The organism is Burkholderia sp. SR8 (assembly GCF_052851275.1).
Genome location: NZ_JAULUC010000001.1, coordinates 139,446 through 156,036, shown reverse-complemented (window position 1 = coordinate 156,036; position 16,591 = coordinate 139,446). Strand labels below are relative to the sequence as shown.

12 protein-coding genes and 2 tRNA genes are annotated in these 16,591 nt (G+C 66.0%); 10 read left to right on the top strand and 4 right to left on the bottom strand.

Annotated elements, in window-relative coordinates:
* Positions 1–16: 16 nt before the first annotated feature.
* Both Q3A80_RS00695 and Q3A80_RS00690 read left to right on the top strand, forming a co-directional pair.
* Positions 17–1,162: a response regulator transcription factor gene (locus Q3A80_RS00695; RefSeq protein WP_446327226.1), complete on the top strand. Its 1,146-nt coding sequence runs from the start codon at positions 17–19 to the stop codon at positions 1,160–1,162.
* A 100-nt stretch (positions 1,163–1,262) separates the two neighbouring features.
* Positions 1,263–2,261, top strand: a complete 999-nt coding sequence (locus tag Q3A80_RS00690; RefSeq protein WP_446327225.1) for a 2-dehydropantoate 2-reductase — start codon at positions 1,263–1,265, stop codon at positions 2,259–2,261.
* Positions 2,262–2,533: 272 nt separating this feature from the next.
* Here Q3A80_RS00690 and Q3A80_RS00685 read toward each other — a convergent pair whose 3' ends face one another.
* Both Q3A80_RS00685 and Q3A80_RS00680 read right to left on the bottom strand, forming a co-directional pair.
* Positions 2,534–2,983, bottom strand: a complete 450-nt coding sequence (locus Q3A80_RS00685; protein ID WP_446327224.1) for a MarR family winged helix-turn-helix transcriptional regulator — start codon at positions 2,981–2,983, stop codon at positions 2,534–2,536.
* 62 nt (positions 2,984–3,045) lie between these two features.
* Positions 3,046–4,191, bottom strand: a complete 1,146-nt coding sequence (locus Q3A80_RS00680) for a glycerate kinase (protein WP_446327223.1) — start codon at positions 4,189–4,191, stop codon at positions 3,046–3,048.
* 392 nt (positions 4,192–4,583) lie between these two features.
* Between Q3A80_RS00680 and tig the strand changes: the two genes are divergently transcribed.
* The 7 genes from tig (at position 4,584) to Q3A80_RS00645 (ending at position 13,415) form a co-directional block, all read left to right on the top strand.
* Positions 4,584–5,930: a trigger factor gene (tig, locus tag Q3A80_RS00675; protein WP_059585179.1), complete on the top strand. Its 1,347-nt coding sequence runs from the start codon at positions 4,584–4,586 to the stop codon at positions 5,928–5,930.
* A gap of 140 nt (positions 5,931–6,070) precedes the next feature.
* Complete coding sequence (gene clpP / locus Q3A80_RS00670) at positions 6,071–6,724, top strand: ATP-dependent Clp endopeptidase proteolytic subunit ClpP (protein WP_006496351.1); 654 nt, start codon at positions 6,071–6,073, stop codon at positions 6,722–6,724.
* A gap of 164 nt (positions 6,725–6,888) precedes the next feature.
* Entirely contained in the window at positions 6,889–8,160 is a 1,272-nt protein-coding gene (clpX, locus tag Q3A80_RS00665; RefSeq protein ID WP_446327222.1) for an ATP-dependent Clp protease ATP-binding subunit ClpX, read from the top strand.
* 197 nt (positions 8,161–8,357) lie between these two features.
* Complete coding sequence (gene lon / locus Q3A80_RS00660) at positions 8,358–10,781, top strand: endopeptidase La (protein ID WP_044843675.1); 2,424 nt, start codon at positions 8,358–8,360, stop codon at positions 10,779–10,781.
* Between the two features lie 215 nt (positions 10,782–10,996).
* Positions 10,997–11,072: transfer RNA gene (locus tag Q3A80_RS00655), tRNA-Val, on the top strand.
* 23 nt (positions 11,073–11,095) lie between these two features.
* Positions 11,096–11,172, top strand: a tRNA-Asp gene (locus tag Q3A80_RS00650).
* Positions 11,173–11,480: 308 nt separating this feature from the next.
* Entirely contained in the window at positions 11,481–13,415 is a 1,935-nt protein-coding gene (locus Q3A80_RS00645) for a SurA N-terminal domain-containing protein (protein ID WP_446327221.1), read from the top strand.
* 91 nt (positions 13,416–13,506) lie between these two features.
* Here the strand turns inward: Q3A80_RS00645 and Q3A80_RS00640 are convergent, their stop codons facing one another.
* On the bottom strand, positions 13,507–14,181 hold the full coding sequence (locus tag Q3A80_RS00640; RefSeq protein WP_446327220.1) for an arylesterase: 675 nt from the start codon (positions 14,179–14,181) through the stop codon (positions 13,507–13,509).
* Here Q3A80_RS00640 and Q3A80_RS00635 point away from each other — a divergent pair.
* A complete protein-coding gene (locus tag Q3A80_RS00635; protein WP_446327219.1) occupies positions 14,180–14,881 on the top strand; it encodes an ABC transporter ATP-binding protein in 702 nt (233 codons plus the stop codon). The two genes, Q3A80_RS00640 and Q3A80_RS00635, sit on opposite strands and share 2 nt — an antisense overlap.
* Positions 14,882–14,960: 79 nt before the next feature.
* Here Q3A80_RS00635 and pgi read toward each other — a convergent pair whose 3' ends face one another.
* Positions 14,961–16,583 carry a glucose-6-phosphate isomerase gene (gene pgi / locus Q3A80_RS00630; RefSeq protein WP_446327218.1) on the bottom strand — a complete coding sequence of 541 codons (1,623 nt, stop codon included), beginning with the start codon at positions 16,581–16,583 and terminating at the stop codon, positions 14,961–14,963.
* Between the last annotated feature and the right edge of the window lie 8 nt (positions 16,584–16,591).

The window sequence follows — 16,591 nt, the reverse complement described above, 5'->3', positions numbered from 1 at the left end:
GGCAGGGGAGCGGAAGGTGAGGATCACGACGGATATCGGGCAGGATGTCGACGCGCTACGTGACGTGCCGGCCGCGATCGTGCTCGACGAATCCGCGTGGCCGCCGCTGCCGTCCCGCCGCGCCGATTTCGACGGCGTGACGCGGGGCGACGCCACGCGGCGCGAACTCGGCCTGATGCTGCTCGACCTGTATGCACTCGCCGCGCAATCGGGGATCGGCGAATTCGAGTGCCGTTTTTTCGCGCTGCTGCAGGCGCTGATCCCGTTCGACGCCGCATGGACCGGCGTCGCGACACACGTGCCGACCGGCCCGGTGATGCACAACAGTTTCCTGTACCGCCTGCCGCACGCGTTCTTCGGCGACTGGAAGCGCGTGCGCGATTGCGATCCGCTCGCGCATCGCACGCTGCTCGGTGCGCACGGTCGCGCGGTGCGGCTGTCGGTCGTCGAGCCGGGCTTCGATGCGCGGTTTCGCGACTGGTGCGTGAAATACGGGCTCGCCCAACTGATGTGCGTGTGTACGCTCGATCGCCGCTTCGGGCTGACGACGTTCATGTCGATCTACCGCCAGGGCCTGAATCGTCCATTCAGCGACGACGACGCGAGCCGTTTCGAAGAGGTGATCCCGCATCTGGCGGCCGCGCTGACGATCAATCGCGCGGCCCAGCTCACGCGCGAGCGCGGCGACGCGGTGGCGCCGGCGGCGCGCGCGCTTTGCGACAACTTCGGCGTGCTGCATCACGCCGATCAAGGCTTCGACGACGTGCTGCGCACCGAATGGCCGGCATGGACGGGCCCGCGTGTGCCGGAGCCGCTCGTCATGCATGTGCGCCGCCAGTCGGGGCAGCCGTTCGTCGGCGATGCGTTGCGCATCCAGTGCGTGCCCGTCGCCGGGCTGTTCCAGATCGAGGCGCGGCCGCGTTCGCTGCTCGACCGGCTGAGTCCGCGCGAACTCGCGGCGATCCGTTATTACGGCGCCGGGCGTTCGCACAAGGAGGTCGCGCAGCAGATGGCGATCTCGCCGACCACCGTGCGCCACTACCTGCGTTGCGCGTACCGCAAGCTCGGCATGCACGACAAGAGCCAGATCGCCGGCGTGCTCGGCGCGACGGGCGGCCCGACCCGCGACGAGGCGGCGCAGGCCGGCGGCGCGCCGCGTTGAATTGCGCGTGCGGAAACGCGGCATCCGCACAGGGACGAATAGCTGTATCCGCAACCATTGAGCGTTATGCTCGTCAACTCCCGGTAGACGGATTTCCATCATGAACGACACGAATTCGGGGTCGGTGCGCGCGGCAGTGGTCGGTGTCGGCGCGATCGGCGGACTGCTCGCGGCCGCGCTGTCGCGGGCCGGCATGAGCGTGAGCGCGTACGCGCGCGGCGCGACGCTCGATGCACTGAACGCGCACGGCGTGCGCGTGATCGACGAGGCGGGCACGGTATCGTCCGTCCCCGTGCGCGCGAGCGACGACGCGGCCGCGCTCGGCGTGCAGGACTACGTGGTGATCGCGCTGAAAGCGCAGGCGCTGCCGGCGCTGGCCGCGCGCATCGCGCCGCTGGTCGGGCCCGAAACGGTGATCGTCGCCGCGATGAACGGGCTGCCGTGGTGGTTCACGCACGGGCTTGCGGGTCCGGTCGACGGCGTGCCGCTGGACGCGGTCGATCCGGCCGGCGCGGTCTCGGCGGCGCTGCCGCCCGCGCAGGCGATCGGCTGCGTCGTGCACCTGTCGTCGAGCACCGATGCGCCGGGTGTCGTGCGCCGCGGCCGCGGCAACCGGCTGATCGTCGGTGCGCCCGATGCGCGGCTCGACGCGCCGGCCGCACGCTTCGCGGCGGCGCTCGCCGCGGGCGGCTTCGACGTCGAATCGACCTCGGCGATTCGCACCGAGATCTGGGCGAAGCTGTGGGGCAACATGAACATGAATCCGCTGAGCGCGCTGACGGGGTCGACCGCGCAGCAACTGCTCGACGATCCGTTCACGCAGGCGCTCGCGCTGCGCATGATGGAGGAGGCCGCCGCGATCGGCGCGAAGCTCGGCCTCGATACGGGCATGAGCGGGCCGGAGCGGATCGCCGTCACGCGCAAGCTCGGCGCATTCAAGACGTCGATGCTGCAGGATGTCGAAGCCGGCCGGCCGCTCGAAATCGGGCCGATCCTCGGCGTGTTTCCGGAGCTCGGGCGCAAGCTCGACGTGCCGACGCCGTATTGCGACGCGGTGCTGGGGCTGCTGCGTCAGCGCGCGGCGAACAGCGGACTATAGCGGCGGGGAGCGGGGCGGCGATGGCCGACACACAGGGGCGGAGGATGCGCGACGAGCAGTCGTTTCCGGCACGTCCTGTAGCGGCGGGCGGCCGCGCTCGGGTGCTCATGTGTCCGATGTGGCTCATGCGTCTGCGCGACGCACGCAGTCCGCAGGTTTCGTCTGAATAAAAGAGTGGAAGCGTTGAATCGCCGGCGACGCAGCGGTGCGTCCATCGCAGCGATCCGGCAGCGTCGCAGCGCGCGCACGGCACGGATCGCGGGCCGTGCGCGTCACTCGTCGCGATCGACCGCGTTCGCGACGACCTTGTCGAGCAGCCGTTCGAACGTCTGGCGCTCGCTGTCCGACAGGCACGCGAGCAAGCCTTCATTCCACTTGCGCACGATCGGCATGATCTTGCGATGCAGCGCGCGGCCGTCGGCGGTCAGCGCGATCAGCACGATCCGGCCGTCCTCCTCGCTCGCACTGCGCTCGAGCAGCCCCTGGCGCAGCAGCGCTTCGGCCGCACGGCTCGCCTGGCTCTTGTCGAGGTTGGTGTGGCGCGCGAGATCCATGATCGAGAACGGCCCGAACGCGCCGACGGCGGCGATCACGCGCGCCTCGGGCAGCGAGATGTCGAGCTTGTGCCGATACACGTCGGCGATCCCGCGGTCCGATCGCTTCGTGAGCGCATGGAGGCGATAGGTCAGAAACTGATCGAGCCCGGCTTGACGGCCTTTCATGTCGAATCCTGAAGAAAAAGGGCGGGCCCGATTGTTCCTGTATCGCGCGCTCGGGTCAACGGTCAGTGTGCGCCGTACTTCAGCCGTGTCAACTGCTCCGCTTCGTTCGCGAGCAGATTCGCCGCGTCGCGGATCGCGACGTCCAGCGTGATCGGCCCCGGTGCCGGCGAGAAGCACCCGGAAAAATGCTCGGCCAGGCGCGGCAGCGCGGCCGGGTCGACCGCGCCCGACAGCAGCGACGCGGGCACGCCCGCGGCCCGCGCGTGGCGGCAGGCGATGAACGGTGCCTTGCCGTGCAGCGTCTGCACGTCGGAGCGGCCTTCGCCGGTGATCAGCCAGTCGGCGCCCGCGAGCGCCGCGTCGAGCCCGACCTGCCGCGCGACGACTTCCGCGCCGGCTTCGAACTGCGCGCCCAGCATGTGGAGCGCGAAGCCGAGCCCGCCCGCGGCGCCGGCACCGGCCAGGTCGCGACCGCGCCGGTCGAGCGCGGCCTCCAGCAGGTCGGCGAAGCGGCCGAGCGCGGCATCGAGGGTCGCAACCTGCTCGGGCGTCACACCTTTTTGTGGGCCGAACACCGCGGTCGCGCCGTGCGCGCCCGTCAGCGGGTTATCCACGTCCGACATCCCGATGAACTCGGCATCCTTCAGGCGCGCGTCGAGCGCCGATGCGTCGATGCGCGCGATGTCGGCGAGCCGTGCGGGCACGGGTTCGACCGGCTGGCCGGCCGCGTCGAAGCATTGCAGGCCGAGGCCGGCGAGCAGGCCGGCGCCCGCATCGTTGGTGCTGCTGCCGCCGAGCGCGACGAAGAAGCGGCGCACGCCTTCGTCGAGGAGCATGCGGATCGCCTCGCCCATCCCGCGCGTGCTGCGCGCATCGACCGGCACGCTCATGCCGATCGCATCGGTGATCCCGACGATCTCGGCCGTCTCGACGATCGCGGTGCGCGCGTCGATCACGCCAACTGCCGCGTCGCGTGCCGCGAGCGACGCGCCGGCCACTCGCAGCGTGCGCCGCGTGCCGCCGCCTGCCAGCATCGCGTCGAGCGTGCCTTCGCCGCCGTCGGCCATCGGGCAGCAGCGCACGACCGCGTCGGGGCGGGCACGGCGGATGCCGGTGGCGATCGCGTCCGCGACCTGCTCGGCGGAAAGCGATCCTTTGAACGAATCGGGCGCGATGACGACGACAGGCGCGGACGGGTGTTGCGGCATGGTGTCTCCGGAGGGCGTGATTGGTGTGAACAATGGGCGCCGCGATCGCGGCGCACCGTCATTCGGAGCTTACAGGATGGCGGGGGCGCGGGGGATACGTCGTGCGGCATAGCGGCGATCCGCGCGCACGGGCTCGAAACGGATGCGGGCGGCGCACGGCGGGTATGTACGTACGTCGTGCCGATCTGGCGGTACGAGGAAAATTGTTTGCTAGAATAGTCGATTCTTCCGGCCAAAGCCGTGCTCCGAGCCGCTTGCGCTAGCCATCCGGCGCGTGCAGGGATGGCGTGGCGCTCCGGCGCGGCGCGTGAATGTGACCCGCACTTCGCGCCGCAGGCAGGCACGGCAAGGAAAACCCGATTCGCTCGAATAATTTTAGGACGATTGAAGCCATGGCTAACGTTGTTGAGAACCTCGGCAAGCTTGAACGCCGCGTGACGATTTCCCTGCCGAAGGACACCGTGCAGAAGGAAATCGACGCCCGTATCCAGAAACTCGCGAAGAACGTTCGCATGCCGGGTTTCCGCCCGGGCAAGGTGCCGCTGAAGATGGTCGCCCAGCAGTACGCGGGTCAGGTCGAAGCGGAAGTGCTGAGCGACAAGATCGGCCAGGAGTTCTTCACGATCAGCCGCGCGGAAAACCTGCGCGTCGCCGGCCAGCCGAGCTTCGAGCCGAAGCAGGAGCAGGCTGAGGATGCGTACGCGTTCGACGCGACGTTCGAGGTCTACCCGGAAGTGAAGATCGGCGATCTGGCGACGGCTGAAGTCGAGCGCTCGACGACGACGATCGGCGACGCCGAAATCGACCGCACGCTCGACATCCTGCGCAAGCAGCGCGTGCACTACCACGCACGCGGCGAAGCCGGCGAGCACGGCGACGGCGGCGCAGACACCGCAGCGAAGAACGGCGACCGCGTGACGGTCGACTTCGTCGGCAAGATCGACGACGTCGCGTTCCAGGGCGGCACGGCCGAAGACTTCCCGTTCGTGCTCGGCGAAGGCCGCATGCTGCCGGAATTCGAAACCGCGGCGCTCGGCCTGAAGGTCGGCGAGCAGCGCACGTTCGACCTGAAGTTCCCGGACGACTACCACGGCAAGGATGTGGCGGGCAAGACGGCGCAATTCACGGTCACGATGAAGAAGATCGAGTGGCCGCACCTGCCGGAAATCGACGCCGAATTCGCGAAGTCGCTCGGCATCGAAGACGGCGACCTGACGAAGATGCGCGCCGAGATCAAGGAAAACCTCGAGCGCGAGGCAAAGCGCCGCACGCAGTCGATCGTCAAGAACCAGGTGATGGACGCGCTGCTGAAGATCTCCGAACTCGACGTGCCGAAGGCGCTGATCGAGCAGGACCAGCAACGCCTCGTCGAAATGGCTCGCCAGGATCTGGCGCAGCGCGGCGTGCCGAACGCGAAGGACGCACCGATCCCGGCCGAGATGTTCGCCGAGCAGGCCGAGCGTCGCGTGAAGCTGGGCCTCGTGCTGGCCGAGCTCGTGAAGGCGAACGGCCTGGAAGCGAAGCCGGAGCAGATCCGCGCGGAAGTCGACGAGTTCGCGAAGAGCTACGAAGACCCGAAGGAAGTGGTCCGCTGGTATTATTCCAACCAGCAGCGCCTCGCCGAGATGGAAGCGTTCGTCGTTGAAAGCAACGTCGTCGACTTCGTGCTGGGCAAGGCAAAGGTGACGGACAAGGAAGTGAGCTTCGAGGCACTCGCGAGCGCATCGGCGCAAGCGTAAGTGTCGCTCTAGCGGCGTGCCGGCTGTCGGAGCGACGGCCCGCACGCCGTTTTTACGTCAAGCGCACGGTTGCCATTAATATGGCGATTGAGCGGGCGGCTTCCCTCCGTTCAATTTTCCATTCGAACAAGGTTCATTGAATGATCACTCGCGCTGAATTGCTGGACATGCTTGCTTCGAACGCGCCGCAGGGTTTCGAGGCGCAAGCGCTGGGGCTGGTGCCGATCGTCGTCGAAACGAGCGGCCGCGGCGAGCGTTCGTACGATATCTATTCGCGTCTCCTGAAGGAGCGCCTGGTGTTCATGGTCGGCGAAGTGAACGACCAGACCGCCAACCTCGTGGTCGCGCAATTGCTGTTCCTCGAGAGCGAGAATCCGGACAAGGACATCAGCCTCTACATCAACAGCCCGGGCGGCTCGGTGTCGGCCGGCATGGCGATCTACGACACGATGCAGTTCATCAAGCCCGACGTGTCGACGCTGTGCATGGGGCTCGCGGCCAGCATGGGCGCGTTCCTGCTTGCGTCCGGCGCGAAGGGCAAGCGTTTTGCTCTGCCGAACTCGCGCGTGATGATTCACCAGCCGCTCGGCGGCGCACGCGGCCAGGCATCCGACATCGAGATCCAGGCGCGCGAAATCCTTTACCTGAAGGAACGGTTGAACAACCTGCTCGCGCAGCACACGGGCCAGGACGTCGAGCGCATCGCGCGCGACACCGACCGTGATAACTTCATGTCGAGCGAGGACGCGAAGGCGTACGGGCTGATCGATCAGGTGCTGCTGAAGCGCCCGTGAGCTTAAGTGGGGTGCCGCCCCGATTCGCGGGGCGCCCCTGCAATGTCCCGAGTGCCCTGAGCATCTGCGGCAAGCGCATCCAGCCGGCTCCGGTCGCGCCCTAGGCGCGGCGTCCGGAGCAATCGGCGTATCATGTCATCTACCTGTCCGGAGGCTCTACATTCATGGCGGACAAAAAAGGTTCGAACAGCGAGAAGCTGTTGTATTGCTCGTTTTGCGGGAAGAGCCAGCATGAGGTGAAGAAACTCATCGCCGGCCCGTCGGTGTTCATCTGCGATGAGTGCATCGACCTCTGCAACGAGATCATTCGCGACGAGGCGGCTGCCGCCGGCGTCGAGGCCAACCTGTCCCGGTCCGATCTGCCGAGCCCGCAGGAAATTCGCGACATCCTCGATCAGTACGTGATCGGTCAGGAGCGTGCGAAGAAGATCCTCGCGGTGGCCGTGTACAACCACTACAAGCGTCTGAAGCATCTCGACAAGAAGGACGACGTCGAGCTGTCGAAGAGCAACATCCTGCTGATCGGCCCGACGGGCTCCGGCAAGACGCTGCTCGCGCAGACGCTCGCGCGGTTGCTCAACGTGCCGTTCGTGATCGCCGATGCGACGACGCTGACCGAAGCCGGCTACGTCGGCGAGGACGTCGAGAACATCATCCAGAAGCTGTTGCAGAACTGCAACTACGAGGTCGACAAGGCCCAGCGCGGGATCGTCTACATCGACGAGATCGACAAGATCAGCCGCAAGTCGGACAACCCGTCGATCACGCGCGACGTGTCGGGCGAGGGCGTCCAGCAGGCATTGCTGAAGCTCGTCGAAGGCACGATGGCGTCGGTGCCGCCGCAGGGCGGCCGCAAGCACCCGAACCAGGATTTCATCCAGGTCGACACGACCAACATCCTGTTCATCTGCGGCGGCGCGTTCGACGGCCTGGAGAAGGTGATCACCGACCGCACGGAAAAGACGGGCATCGGCTTCGGCGCGACGGTCAAGAGCAAGCAGGAGCGCGACGCGGGCGAAGTGCTGCGCGAAACGGAACCGGAAGACCTGATCAAATTCGGCCTGATCCCCGAATTGATCGGCCGTCTGCCGGTGGTCGCAACGCTCGGCAAGCTCGATGAAGCCGCGCTGATGAAGATCCTGGTCGAGCCGAAGAACGCGCTCGTCAAGCAGTATCACAAGCTGTTCGCGATGGAGCGCGTCGAGCTGGAAATCCGGCCGGGCGCGTTGCAGGCAGTCGCCCGCAAGGCGATCCGCCGCAAGACCGGCGCGCGCGGCTTGCGTTCGATCATCGAACAGGCATTGCTCGACGTGATGTACGAGCTGCCGACGATGAAAGGGGTCAGCAAGGTCATCATCGACGAGAACGTCATCGATGGCGACGGCAAGCCCCTGCTGATCTATGAGGACACGCCGAAGGTGGCGGGTTCGAACTGACCGGCTTGCCGACGATGTTCTGCGAAAAAGGCCGTTCATGAGTCCGTGGGCGGCTTTTTTTCGTTTATCTTGTGGGTAACTCTGACTCGACACGCGGTGGTTACTTTCTTACCGAATATTTCCCGCACTTGAAGGCTTGCAATTCGTTGTGGCGGCCTCAATTACCGAACAATTGATTCCACTCATGGGGAAATGAAATGTCAGGCACCCAACTTCTCCCGCCGGAACGCATCACGCTCCCGCTGCTGCCGCTGCGGGACGTCGTCGTTTTCCCGCACATGGTGATTCCGCTCTTCGTGGGCCGGCCGAAATCGATCAAGGCCCTCGAAGCAGCGATGGAAGGCGGCAAGCACATCATGCTCGTCGCCCAGAAGACCGCGGCCAAGGACGAACCGACCGAAAAGGACATGTACGAGGTCGGTTGTATCGCCAACATTCTGCAGATGCTGAAGCTGCCGGACGGCACCGTGAAGGTGCTCGTCGAGGGCCTGCAGCGTGCGAAGGCGTTGTCGATCGAAGAGCAGGAGACGCAGTTCTCCTGCGAAGTGATGCCGCTCGAGCCCGATCACGCCGACAGCGCGGAAACGGAAGCGCTGCGCCGCGCGATCGTGTCGCAGTTCGACCAGTACGTGAAGCTGAACAAGAAGATCCCGCCGGAGATCCTCACGTCGCTGTCCGGTATCGATGAAGCCGGCCGTCTCGCCGACATGATCGCCGAGCGTCTGCCGCTCAAGCTCGACCAGAAGCAACACATCCTCGAGATGTTCCCGGTCATCGAGCGTCTCGAGCATCTGCTCGCGCAGCTCGAAGCCGAGATCGACATCCTGCAGGTCGAAAAGCGCATCCGCGGGCGCGTGAAGCGCCAGATGGAAAAGAGCCAGCGCGAGTACTACCTGAACGAACAGGTCAAGGCGATCCAGAAGGAACTGGGCGAAGGCGAAGAGGGCGCGGATCTCGAGGAACTCGAGAAGCGCATCAACGCCGCGCGCATGCCGAAGGAAGCGAAGAAGAAGGCCGATGCCGAGCTGAAGAAGCTGAAGCTGATGTCGCCGATGTCGGCGGAAGCGACGGTCGTGCGCAACTACATCGACACGCTGATCGGCCTGCCGTGGCGCAAGAAGAGCAAGGTCAACAACGACCTGTCGAACGCCGAGCAGGTGCTCGACGAGGATCACTTCGGCCTCGAGAAGGTGAAGGAACGCATTCTCGAGTATCTCGCGGTGCAGCAGCGCGTGGACAAGGTGAAGGCGCCGATCCTGTGCCTCGTCGGGCCTCCGGGCGTCGGCAAGACCTCGCTCGGCCAGTCGATCGCACGTGCGACGAACCGCAAGTTCGTCCGCATGGCGCTCGGCGGCGTGCGTGACGAAGCCGAGATCCGCGGTCACCGCCGCACGTACATCGGTTCGATGCCGGGCAAGATCCTGCAGAGCCTCGCGAAGGTCGGCGTGCGCAATCCGCTCTTCCTGCTCGACGAAGTCGACAAGATGGGCATGGATTTCCGCGGCGATCCGTCGTCGGCGCTGCTCGAAGTGCTCGATCCGGAACAGAACCACACGTTCGCCGACCACTACATCGAAGTCGACTTCGACCTGTCGGACGTGATGTTCGTCGCGACGTCGAACTCGCTGAACATCCCGCCGCCGCTGCTCGACCGGATGGAAGTGATTCGTCTGTCGGGTTACACCGAAGACGAGAAGGTCAGCATCGCGCAGCGTTACCTGCTGCCGAAGCAGAAGAAGAACAACGGTCTGAAGGACGGCGAGATCGAGGTCACCGAGCAGGCGATCCGCGACATCATCCGCTACTACACGCGCGAAGCCGGTGTGCGTTCGCTCGAGCGGGAAGTGTCGAAGATCTGCCGCAAGGTCGTGAAGATGCTGCTGCTGAAGAAGGCATCGGGCGCGATCAAGGTCGACGGCGAGAACCTCGATACGTTCCTCGGCGTGCGCAAGTACGACTTCGGCCTCGCGGCGAAGGAAAACCAGGTCGGTCAGGTGACGGGCCTCGCGTGGACCGAAGTCGGCGGCGACCTGCTGACGATCGAAGCTGCGGTGATGCCGGGCAAGGGCAACGTGATTCGCACGGGTTCGCTCGGCGACGTGATGAAGGAGTCGGTCGAGGCCGCACGTTCGGTCGTGCGCTCGCGTTCGCGGCGTCTGGGCATCAAGGACGAAGCGTTCGAGAAGCAGGACATCCACATCCACGTGCCGGAAGGCGCGACGCCGAAGGACGGTCCGTCCGCCGGCGGTGCGATGACGACCGCGCTGGTGTCGGTGCTGACGGGCATCCCCGTGCGTGCCGATGTCGCGATGACGGGCGAGATCACGCTGCGTGGCGAAGTGCTGCCGATCGGCGGGCTGAAGGAAAAGCTGCTGGCTGCGCATCGCGGCGGCATCAAGCTCGTGCTGATCCCGGAAGAGAACGTGAAGGATCTCGCGGACATTCCGGACAACGTGAAGAACGCGATCGAGATCGTGCCGGTCCGCTGGATCGACAAGGTGCTCGAGCTTGCGCTCGAACGTACGCCGACGCCGCTGCCGCCGGAAGAAGAGGCGAAGGCTGCGGCACCGGTCGGCGAGGCGGCGAAGGATGCCGGCTCGACGGAAGTGGTCAAGCACTGAGAACATGGGCGCCGTCGCTGACGGTTGTTCACGAAAACCCGCGGCGTGTCCGCGGGTTTTTTTATGTGCGTCGTGTTGAGCGTTCTTGCGTGTTCGGCTGCGCGTTAAAAAATTTCGCGTGCAGGCTTGGCAAATTGATTGGGGATGAATTAAACTTGCGGGCTCGCTGGTTGTTGATGCCGAAACGCAGATCGCAGCCGGAACGAATCGGAAACGGGTGCTTAGCTCAGCTGGTAGAGCGGCGCCCTTACAAGGCGTAGGTCGGGGGTTCGAACCCCTCAGCACCCACCAGTTTCGCGATTCAGCCAGACCAAGGAGCGGTAGTTCAGTCGGTTAGAATACCGGCCTGTCACGCCGGGGGTCGCGGGTTCGAGTCCCGTCCGCTCCGCCAGAAAATGAAAAAGCCCGCCTCGTGCGGGCTTTTTCATTTGCATTGTTGGTTGCGCTCGCTTGCGAGCGCGTAACTGCGGAGCGGAGGAAGCCGCCTGCGCGGCTTCCGGCGGGAGTCGAAGGGTTGCGCGTGTACGCGCAACCGCGGCCTGCAGGATGTAGGCGAGTCCCGTCCGCTCCGCCAGAAAATGAGAAAGCCCGCCTCGTGCGGGCTTTTTCATTTGTATCGCCGGTTGCGCACCCGCGTTTTTTCCCGTCCCACCCCGTATGTTGTAATATCGGTCGTTTTGTCCAATTTTCCCGTCACGCATGCTCGATTTCTTCCGTAATCACCAGCGCCTGATGATGGCGCTCCTGCTCCTGATCGTGTTGCCGGGGCTGGGTTTCGTCGGGATCCAAGGTTTCCGCGGCTTCTTCGACGACAGCGCGAACGTCGCGGCGGTCAACGGGCACAAGATCACGCGGGTCGAGTTCGACGGCGCGTTCCGCCAGCAGATCGACCAGGCACGCCAGGCGCTCGGCGGACAGTTCGACATCAAGGCGTTCGATACGCCCGACCATCGCAAGCAAGTGCTCGACGGCCTGATCCAGCAACGTGTGCTGGCCGACGAGACGCAACGTCTGCACCTGACCGCCTCCGACAACGCAGTGCGCGACGCGCTGATGAGCGACCCGATGATCGCGTCGCTGAAGAAGCCCGATGGCTCCATCGACGTCGAACGCTATGCGCAGCTGCTGTCGTTCCAGGGCATGACGCCCGAGCAGTACCAGGAGCGCGTGCGCTACAGCCTCGCACTGCAGCAGATTCCGGCGAGCATCGTGTCGAGCGCATTCACGCCGAAGGGTCCGGCCCAGCGTCTGTCCGAACTGGCCGCGCAGCAGCGCGAAGTGCAGGCGCTCGTGCTGAAGACGAGCGACTACGCGGCGAAGGTGCAGCCGACCGACGCGCAGCTCGCCGCGTACTATGACGCGCACAAGCAGAGCTTCGCGACGCCGGAGACCGCGACGATCCAGTATCTCGTCTATTCGCCGGCCGCTGCCGCCGCAAGCACGCAGCCGACCGATGCCGACATCAGGAAGTTCTACGACGACAATCCGACGCACTTCCGTTCGGAAGCGCAGGTGCGCGTGAGCCACATCTTCATCGCCGCGGCGAGCGACGCAAGCGCTGCCGACAAGGCGGCCGCGAAAGCGAAGGCCGAGCAGCTGCTGGCCGACGTGAAGGCGCATCCGGACCAGTTCGCGCAGATCGCGCAGAAGAACTCGCAGGACGCGCCGTCGGCAGCGAAGGGCGGCGATCTCGGTTTCATCACGCGCGGCTCGACGGCCGGCGGCAAGGCGTTCGACGATGCCGCGTTCGCGCTGAAGCAGGGCGACGTGAGCGGTGTCGTGCAGTCGGATCTCGGTTTCCACATCCTGAAGGCGACCGAAGTGAAGCCGTCGGTGGTCAAGCCGTTCGCGGACGTGAAGGACCAGATCGCAGCGCAGCTGAAGCAGCAATACGCGGCGAAGGCATTCTCGGACAACGCGGAAGGCTTCACGTCGACCGTGTATGAAAAGGCGAAGTCGCTGCAGCCGGCTGCCGACAAGTACAAGCTGACGATCCAGACGGCCACCGTCACGCCGACGCCGAATCCGCAACTGCCGCCGACGAGCCCGCTGAACAATCCGAAGTTCCTCGCGGCCGTGTTCGCGAGCGACTCGGTGAAGAACCAGAACAATACGCAGGCGATCGACGTCGGCAACAACACGCTGATCTCGGCGCGCGTGACCGACTACAAGCCGGCTGCCGTGCCGGCGCTCGACACGATCAAGGACGCGGTGCGTCAGAAGGTCGTCGCCGAGCAGGCCGCGGCACTCGCGAAGAAGGACGGCGCGGCGAAGCTGGCCGAACTGCAGAAATCGAAGTCGACCGACGGCTTCACGGCCGCGCAGAAGGTATCGCGCACGCAGTCGCAAGGGCTGACGCCGGCGGCACTGAGCGCCGTGTACAAGGTCGACGCGAAGACGCTGCCGGCCTACGTCGGTGTCGATCTCGGCGCGGACGGCTATGCGATCTATCGCGTGAACGCGGTGATCGCCGGTACGGCCGTCGACCCGCAGCAGCTCGCGGCCGCGCAGCAGCAGATGGCGCAGGTCGAAGCGCAGAGCGAAGGCGAGGCGTATCTCGCCGCGCTGCGCGACCGCTCGAAGGTGAAGCTGTACGGCACCACGCAGAGCCAGTCGCAGGACGGCGGCAACTGAGCGCAGCGCCGCTCGCCGGTTTCGTACGCAACGACAGAAAGCCCCGCTCGACGCGGGGCTTTTTGCTTTCCGGGCGAGGTGACGCGCCGGGTCAGCCGCGCGGCTTGCCGAGCAGCGGCTTCAGCGCCGGCCAGACGTTGTCGAGGAGGATGCGTTGTGCCTGTTGTGCCGGATGCATCTGGTCGGACTGGAACATCTCGGGCTTGTTCTCGATACCGGCCAGCAGGAACGGCACGAGCGGAACGTCGAGCTCTTTCGACAGCCGCGTATAGACTGCGTGGAATTTCTGCGTGTAGTCGGGCCCGTAGTTCGGCGGCACGTACATGCCGACCAGCACGACTTTCGCGTGCGCATTGCGCGCGCCGGCGATGATGTCGCGCAGGTTCTGTTCGGTCGTCGCGAGCGGCACGCCGCGCAGCGCGTCGTTCGAGCCGAGCTCGACGACGACGATCGACGGCTTGAGCCGTTGCAGCACCGCAGGCAGCCGCGCGCGGCCGCCGCTCGTGGTGTCGCCGCTGACGCTGGCGTTCGCGACGCTATAATCGATCCGCTCGGCCGCGAGCCGCTGCCGCAGCAACGCAACCCATCCGGTGTCGCGCGGCAGTCCGTATTCGGCCGACAGGCTGTCGCCGAGCACGACGAGCGCGGGCTGGCCCGATGTGGGCGCCGCCGGCGTCGCGGCGCGCGCGGGCATGGTTGCTGCGAGCACGGTACCCAGCAATGCGGCGAGCGCCGCGCGTCTTTTCCAGCGGAATGTCGTGTCCATGTTCAAGATTACCGATCCGATCATCGAAGTCCATCACGTATGCAAGCGGGTTGCCGATGCAACGGGCGAGCTGACGATCCTCGACGGCATTTCGCTCGCCGTGCGGCCCGGCAGCAGCCTCGCGATCGTCGGTGCATCGGGCTCGGGCAAATCGACGCTGCTCGGCCTGCTTGCCGGGTTGGACAGCGCGACGAGCGGCACGGTTCGCCTGCTCGGCCGCGCGCTCGACCAGCTCGACGAGGACGAGCGCGCCGCGCTGCGCAACGGTGCGGTCGGGTTCGTGTTCCAGTCGTTCCAGTTGATGCCGCATCTGACGGCGCTCGAGAACGTGATGCTGCCGCTCGAGCTGCAAGGCGGCACCAGTGCGCGCGAAGCGGCCGATCGTGCGCGCGCGCTGCTCGTGCAGGTCGGGCTCGGCGAACGCACCGCGCATTATCCGAAACTGCTGTCGGGCGGCGAGCAGCAGCGCGTCGCGCTCGCGCGCGCATTCGTCACGCATCCGGCGATCCTGTTCGCCGACGAACCGACCGGCAGCCTGGATGCGGCGACCGGTCATGCGGTCATCGACCTGATGTTCGAACTGAACCGCACGCATGGCGCGACGCTCGTGCTCGTCACGCACGACACCGAGCTCGCGCGGCGCTGCGCGACGACGATCACGATCGACGGCGGCCGCATCGTCGCGCCGCACGCGGTGTAGCGCGACATGGAATTTTCCTGCCGGCCGCACGGCAGGGCAGGTTGCCCCGTGCGGCCGGCAATTGCGCGACGCGGTCGCGTCAGCGCTTGAGCGCGGCGCGGGCGCGCTCGATCAACGCGGTCGTCGACGAATCGTGCTTCGCGGGATCGACCGACTCGGCCGACAGGTCGGCTTCGACGACCTTGCCGAGAATCTTGCCGAGCTCCACGCCCCACTGGTCGAACGGATTGATGTCCCACACCGTCGCCTGCACCAGCACCTTGTGCTCGTAGAGTGCGATCAGCGCGCCGAGCGTGCGCGGCGTCAGCGCGTCGACGAGCAGCGTCGTCGTCGGGCGGTTGCCGGGGAACGTCAGGTGCGGCGCGAGTTCTTCGTTGCCGGGACCGGCGACCTTGCGCGCTTCGTCGAGCGTGCGGCCGAGCATCAGCGCTTCGCTCTGCGCGAAGCAGTTCGCGAGCAGTTTCGGATGATGGCTCGCGAGCGGATGCTCGGGCGTCAGCACCGCGATGAAGTCGATCGGCACGATCGTCGGGCCCTGGTGCAGCATCTGGAAAAACGCGTGCTGGCCGTTGGTGCCCGGCTCGCCCCACGTGACGGCCGACGTCGGATAGTCGACGAACGTGCCGTCGAGCCGCGCCGACTTCCCGTTGCTTTCCATCTCGAGCTGCTGCAGGTACGACGGCAGGTAGTGCAGCGCTTCCGAATACGGCGCGACGAGATAGCTCTGCGAGCCGAAGAAGTTGCGATACCAGATGCCGATCAGGCCGAGCAGCACCGGCAGGTTGCGTTCGAGCGGCGCGTCGCGGAAATGGCGGTCCATGTCGTCCGCACCGGCGAGCAGTTCGTCGAACTGCTCGGGGCCGATCGCGATCATGATCGACAGGCCGACCGCCGACCACAGCGAATAGCGGCCGCCGACCCAGTCCCACATTTCGAACACGTTGTCCGCGGCGATCCCGAACTTCACGACTTCGGCCGGGTTCGCCGACACGCCGACGAAGTGCTTCGCGAGCGCATCCTCCGGGCAACCGCGCGCGACGAACCAGTCGCGCAGCGAGCGTGCGTTCGTCATCGTCTCGAGCGTCGTGAAGGTCTTCGACACGATGATCGCGAGCGTTTCCTCCGGATCGACCTGCTCGAGCACGCGCGCGAGATCGGCGCCGTCGACGTTCGACACGAAGTGGGTCGAGATCTCGTTCGTCGCGACGTGGTGCAGCGCGTGCGTGACCATCTTCGGGCCGAGATCCGAGCCGCCGATGCCGATGTTGATCACGTGGCGGATGCGCTTGCCGGTGTAGCCCGTCCATGCGCCGCTGCGCACGGCGCGCGCGAAGGTCGCCATCTTCGCGCGCTCGGCGCTGACCTGCGCATGGTACGGCGCGTGCGGGTCGGTCGCGCGCAGCGCGGTGTGCAGCGCGGCGCGGCCTTCGGTCGGGTTGACGATCTCGCCGGCGAACATCGCGTCGCGGCGCGCTTCGACGCGCGCTTCTCGGGCCAGCTGCACGAGCAGGCGCAGCGTGTCGTCGTTGATGCGGTTCTTCGAGAAGTCGGCTGCGAGGCCGCCGCCGGCGATCGTGAAGCGTTCGGCACGGGTCGGCGCGCGGTCGCTTTCCGGCGCGAACCAGTCGCGCAGTCGCGCATGGCGGATCTGTTCGAAGTGGGATTGAAGGGCAGTCCAGGCGGGGAGCGAATTCAGCGTCATGGCGGTTC

Bases quoted from the DNA above. Each gene is read 5' to 3' on its own strand.
- pgi (WP_446327218.1), bottom strand. From the start codon at position 16,583: ATGACGCTGAATTCGCTCCCCGCCTGGACTGCCCTTCAATCCCACTTC.
- tig (WP_059585179.1), top strand. From the start codon at position 4,584: ATGGCTAACGTTGTTGAGAACCTCGGCAAGCTTGAACGCCGCGTGACG.
- lon (WP_044843675.1), top strand. From the start codon at position 8,358: ATGTCAGGCACCCAACTTCTCCCGCCGGAACGCATCACGCTCCCGCTG.
- clpP (WP_006496351.1), top strand. From the start codon at position 6,071: ATGATCACTCGCGCTGAATTGCTGGACATGCTTGCTTCGAACGCGCCG.
- clpX (WP_446327222.1), top strand. From the start codon at position 6,889: ATGGCGGACAAAAAAGGTTCGAACAGCGAGAAGCTGTTGTATTGCTCG.
- Q3A80_RS00635 (WP_446327219.1), top strand. From the start codon at position 14,180: ATGTTCAAGATTACCGATCCGATCATCGAAGTCCATCACGTATGCAAG.
- Q3A80_RS00685 (WP_446327224.1), bottom strand. From the start codon at position 2,983: ATGAAAGGCCGTCAAGCCGGGCTCGATCAGTTTCTGACCTATCGCCTC.
- Q3A80_RS00640 (WP_446327220.1), bottom strand. From the start codon at position 14,181: ATGGACACGACATTCCGCTGGAAAAGACGCGCGGCGCTCGCCGCATTG.
- Q3A80_RS00690 (WP_446327225.1), top strand. From the start codon at position 1,263: ATGAACGACACGAATTCGGGGTCGGTGCGCGCGGCAGTGGTCGGTGTC.
- Q3A80_RS00645 (WP_446327221.1), top strand. From the start codon at position 11,481: ATGCTCGATTTCTTCCGTAATCACCAGCGCCTGATGATGGCGCTCCTG.
- Q3A80_RS00680 (WP_446327223.1), bottom strand. From the start codon at position 4,191: ATGCCGCAACACCCGTCCGCGCCTGTCGTCGTCATCGCGCCCGATTCG.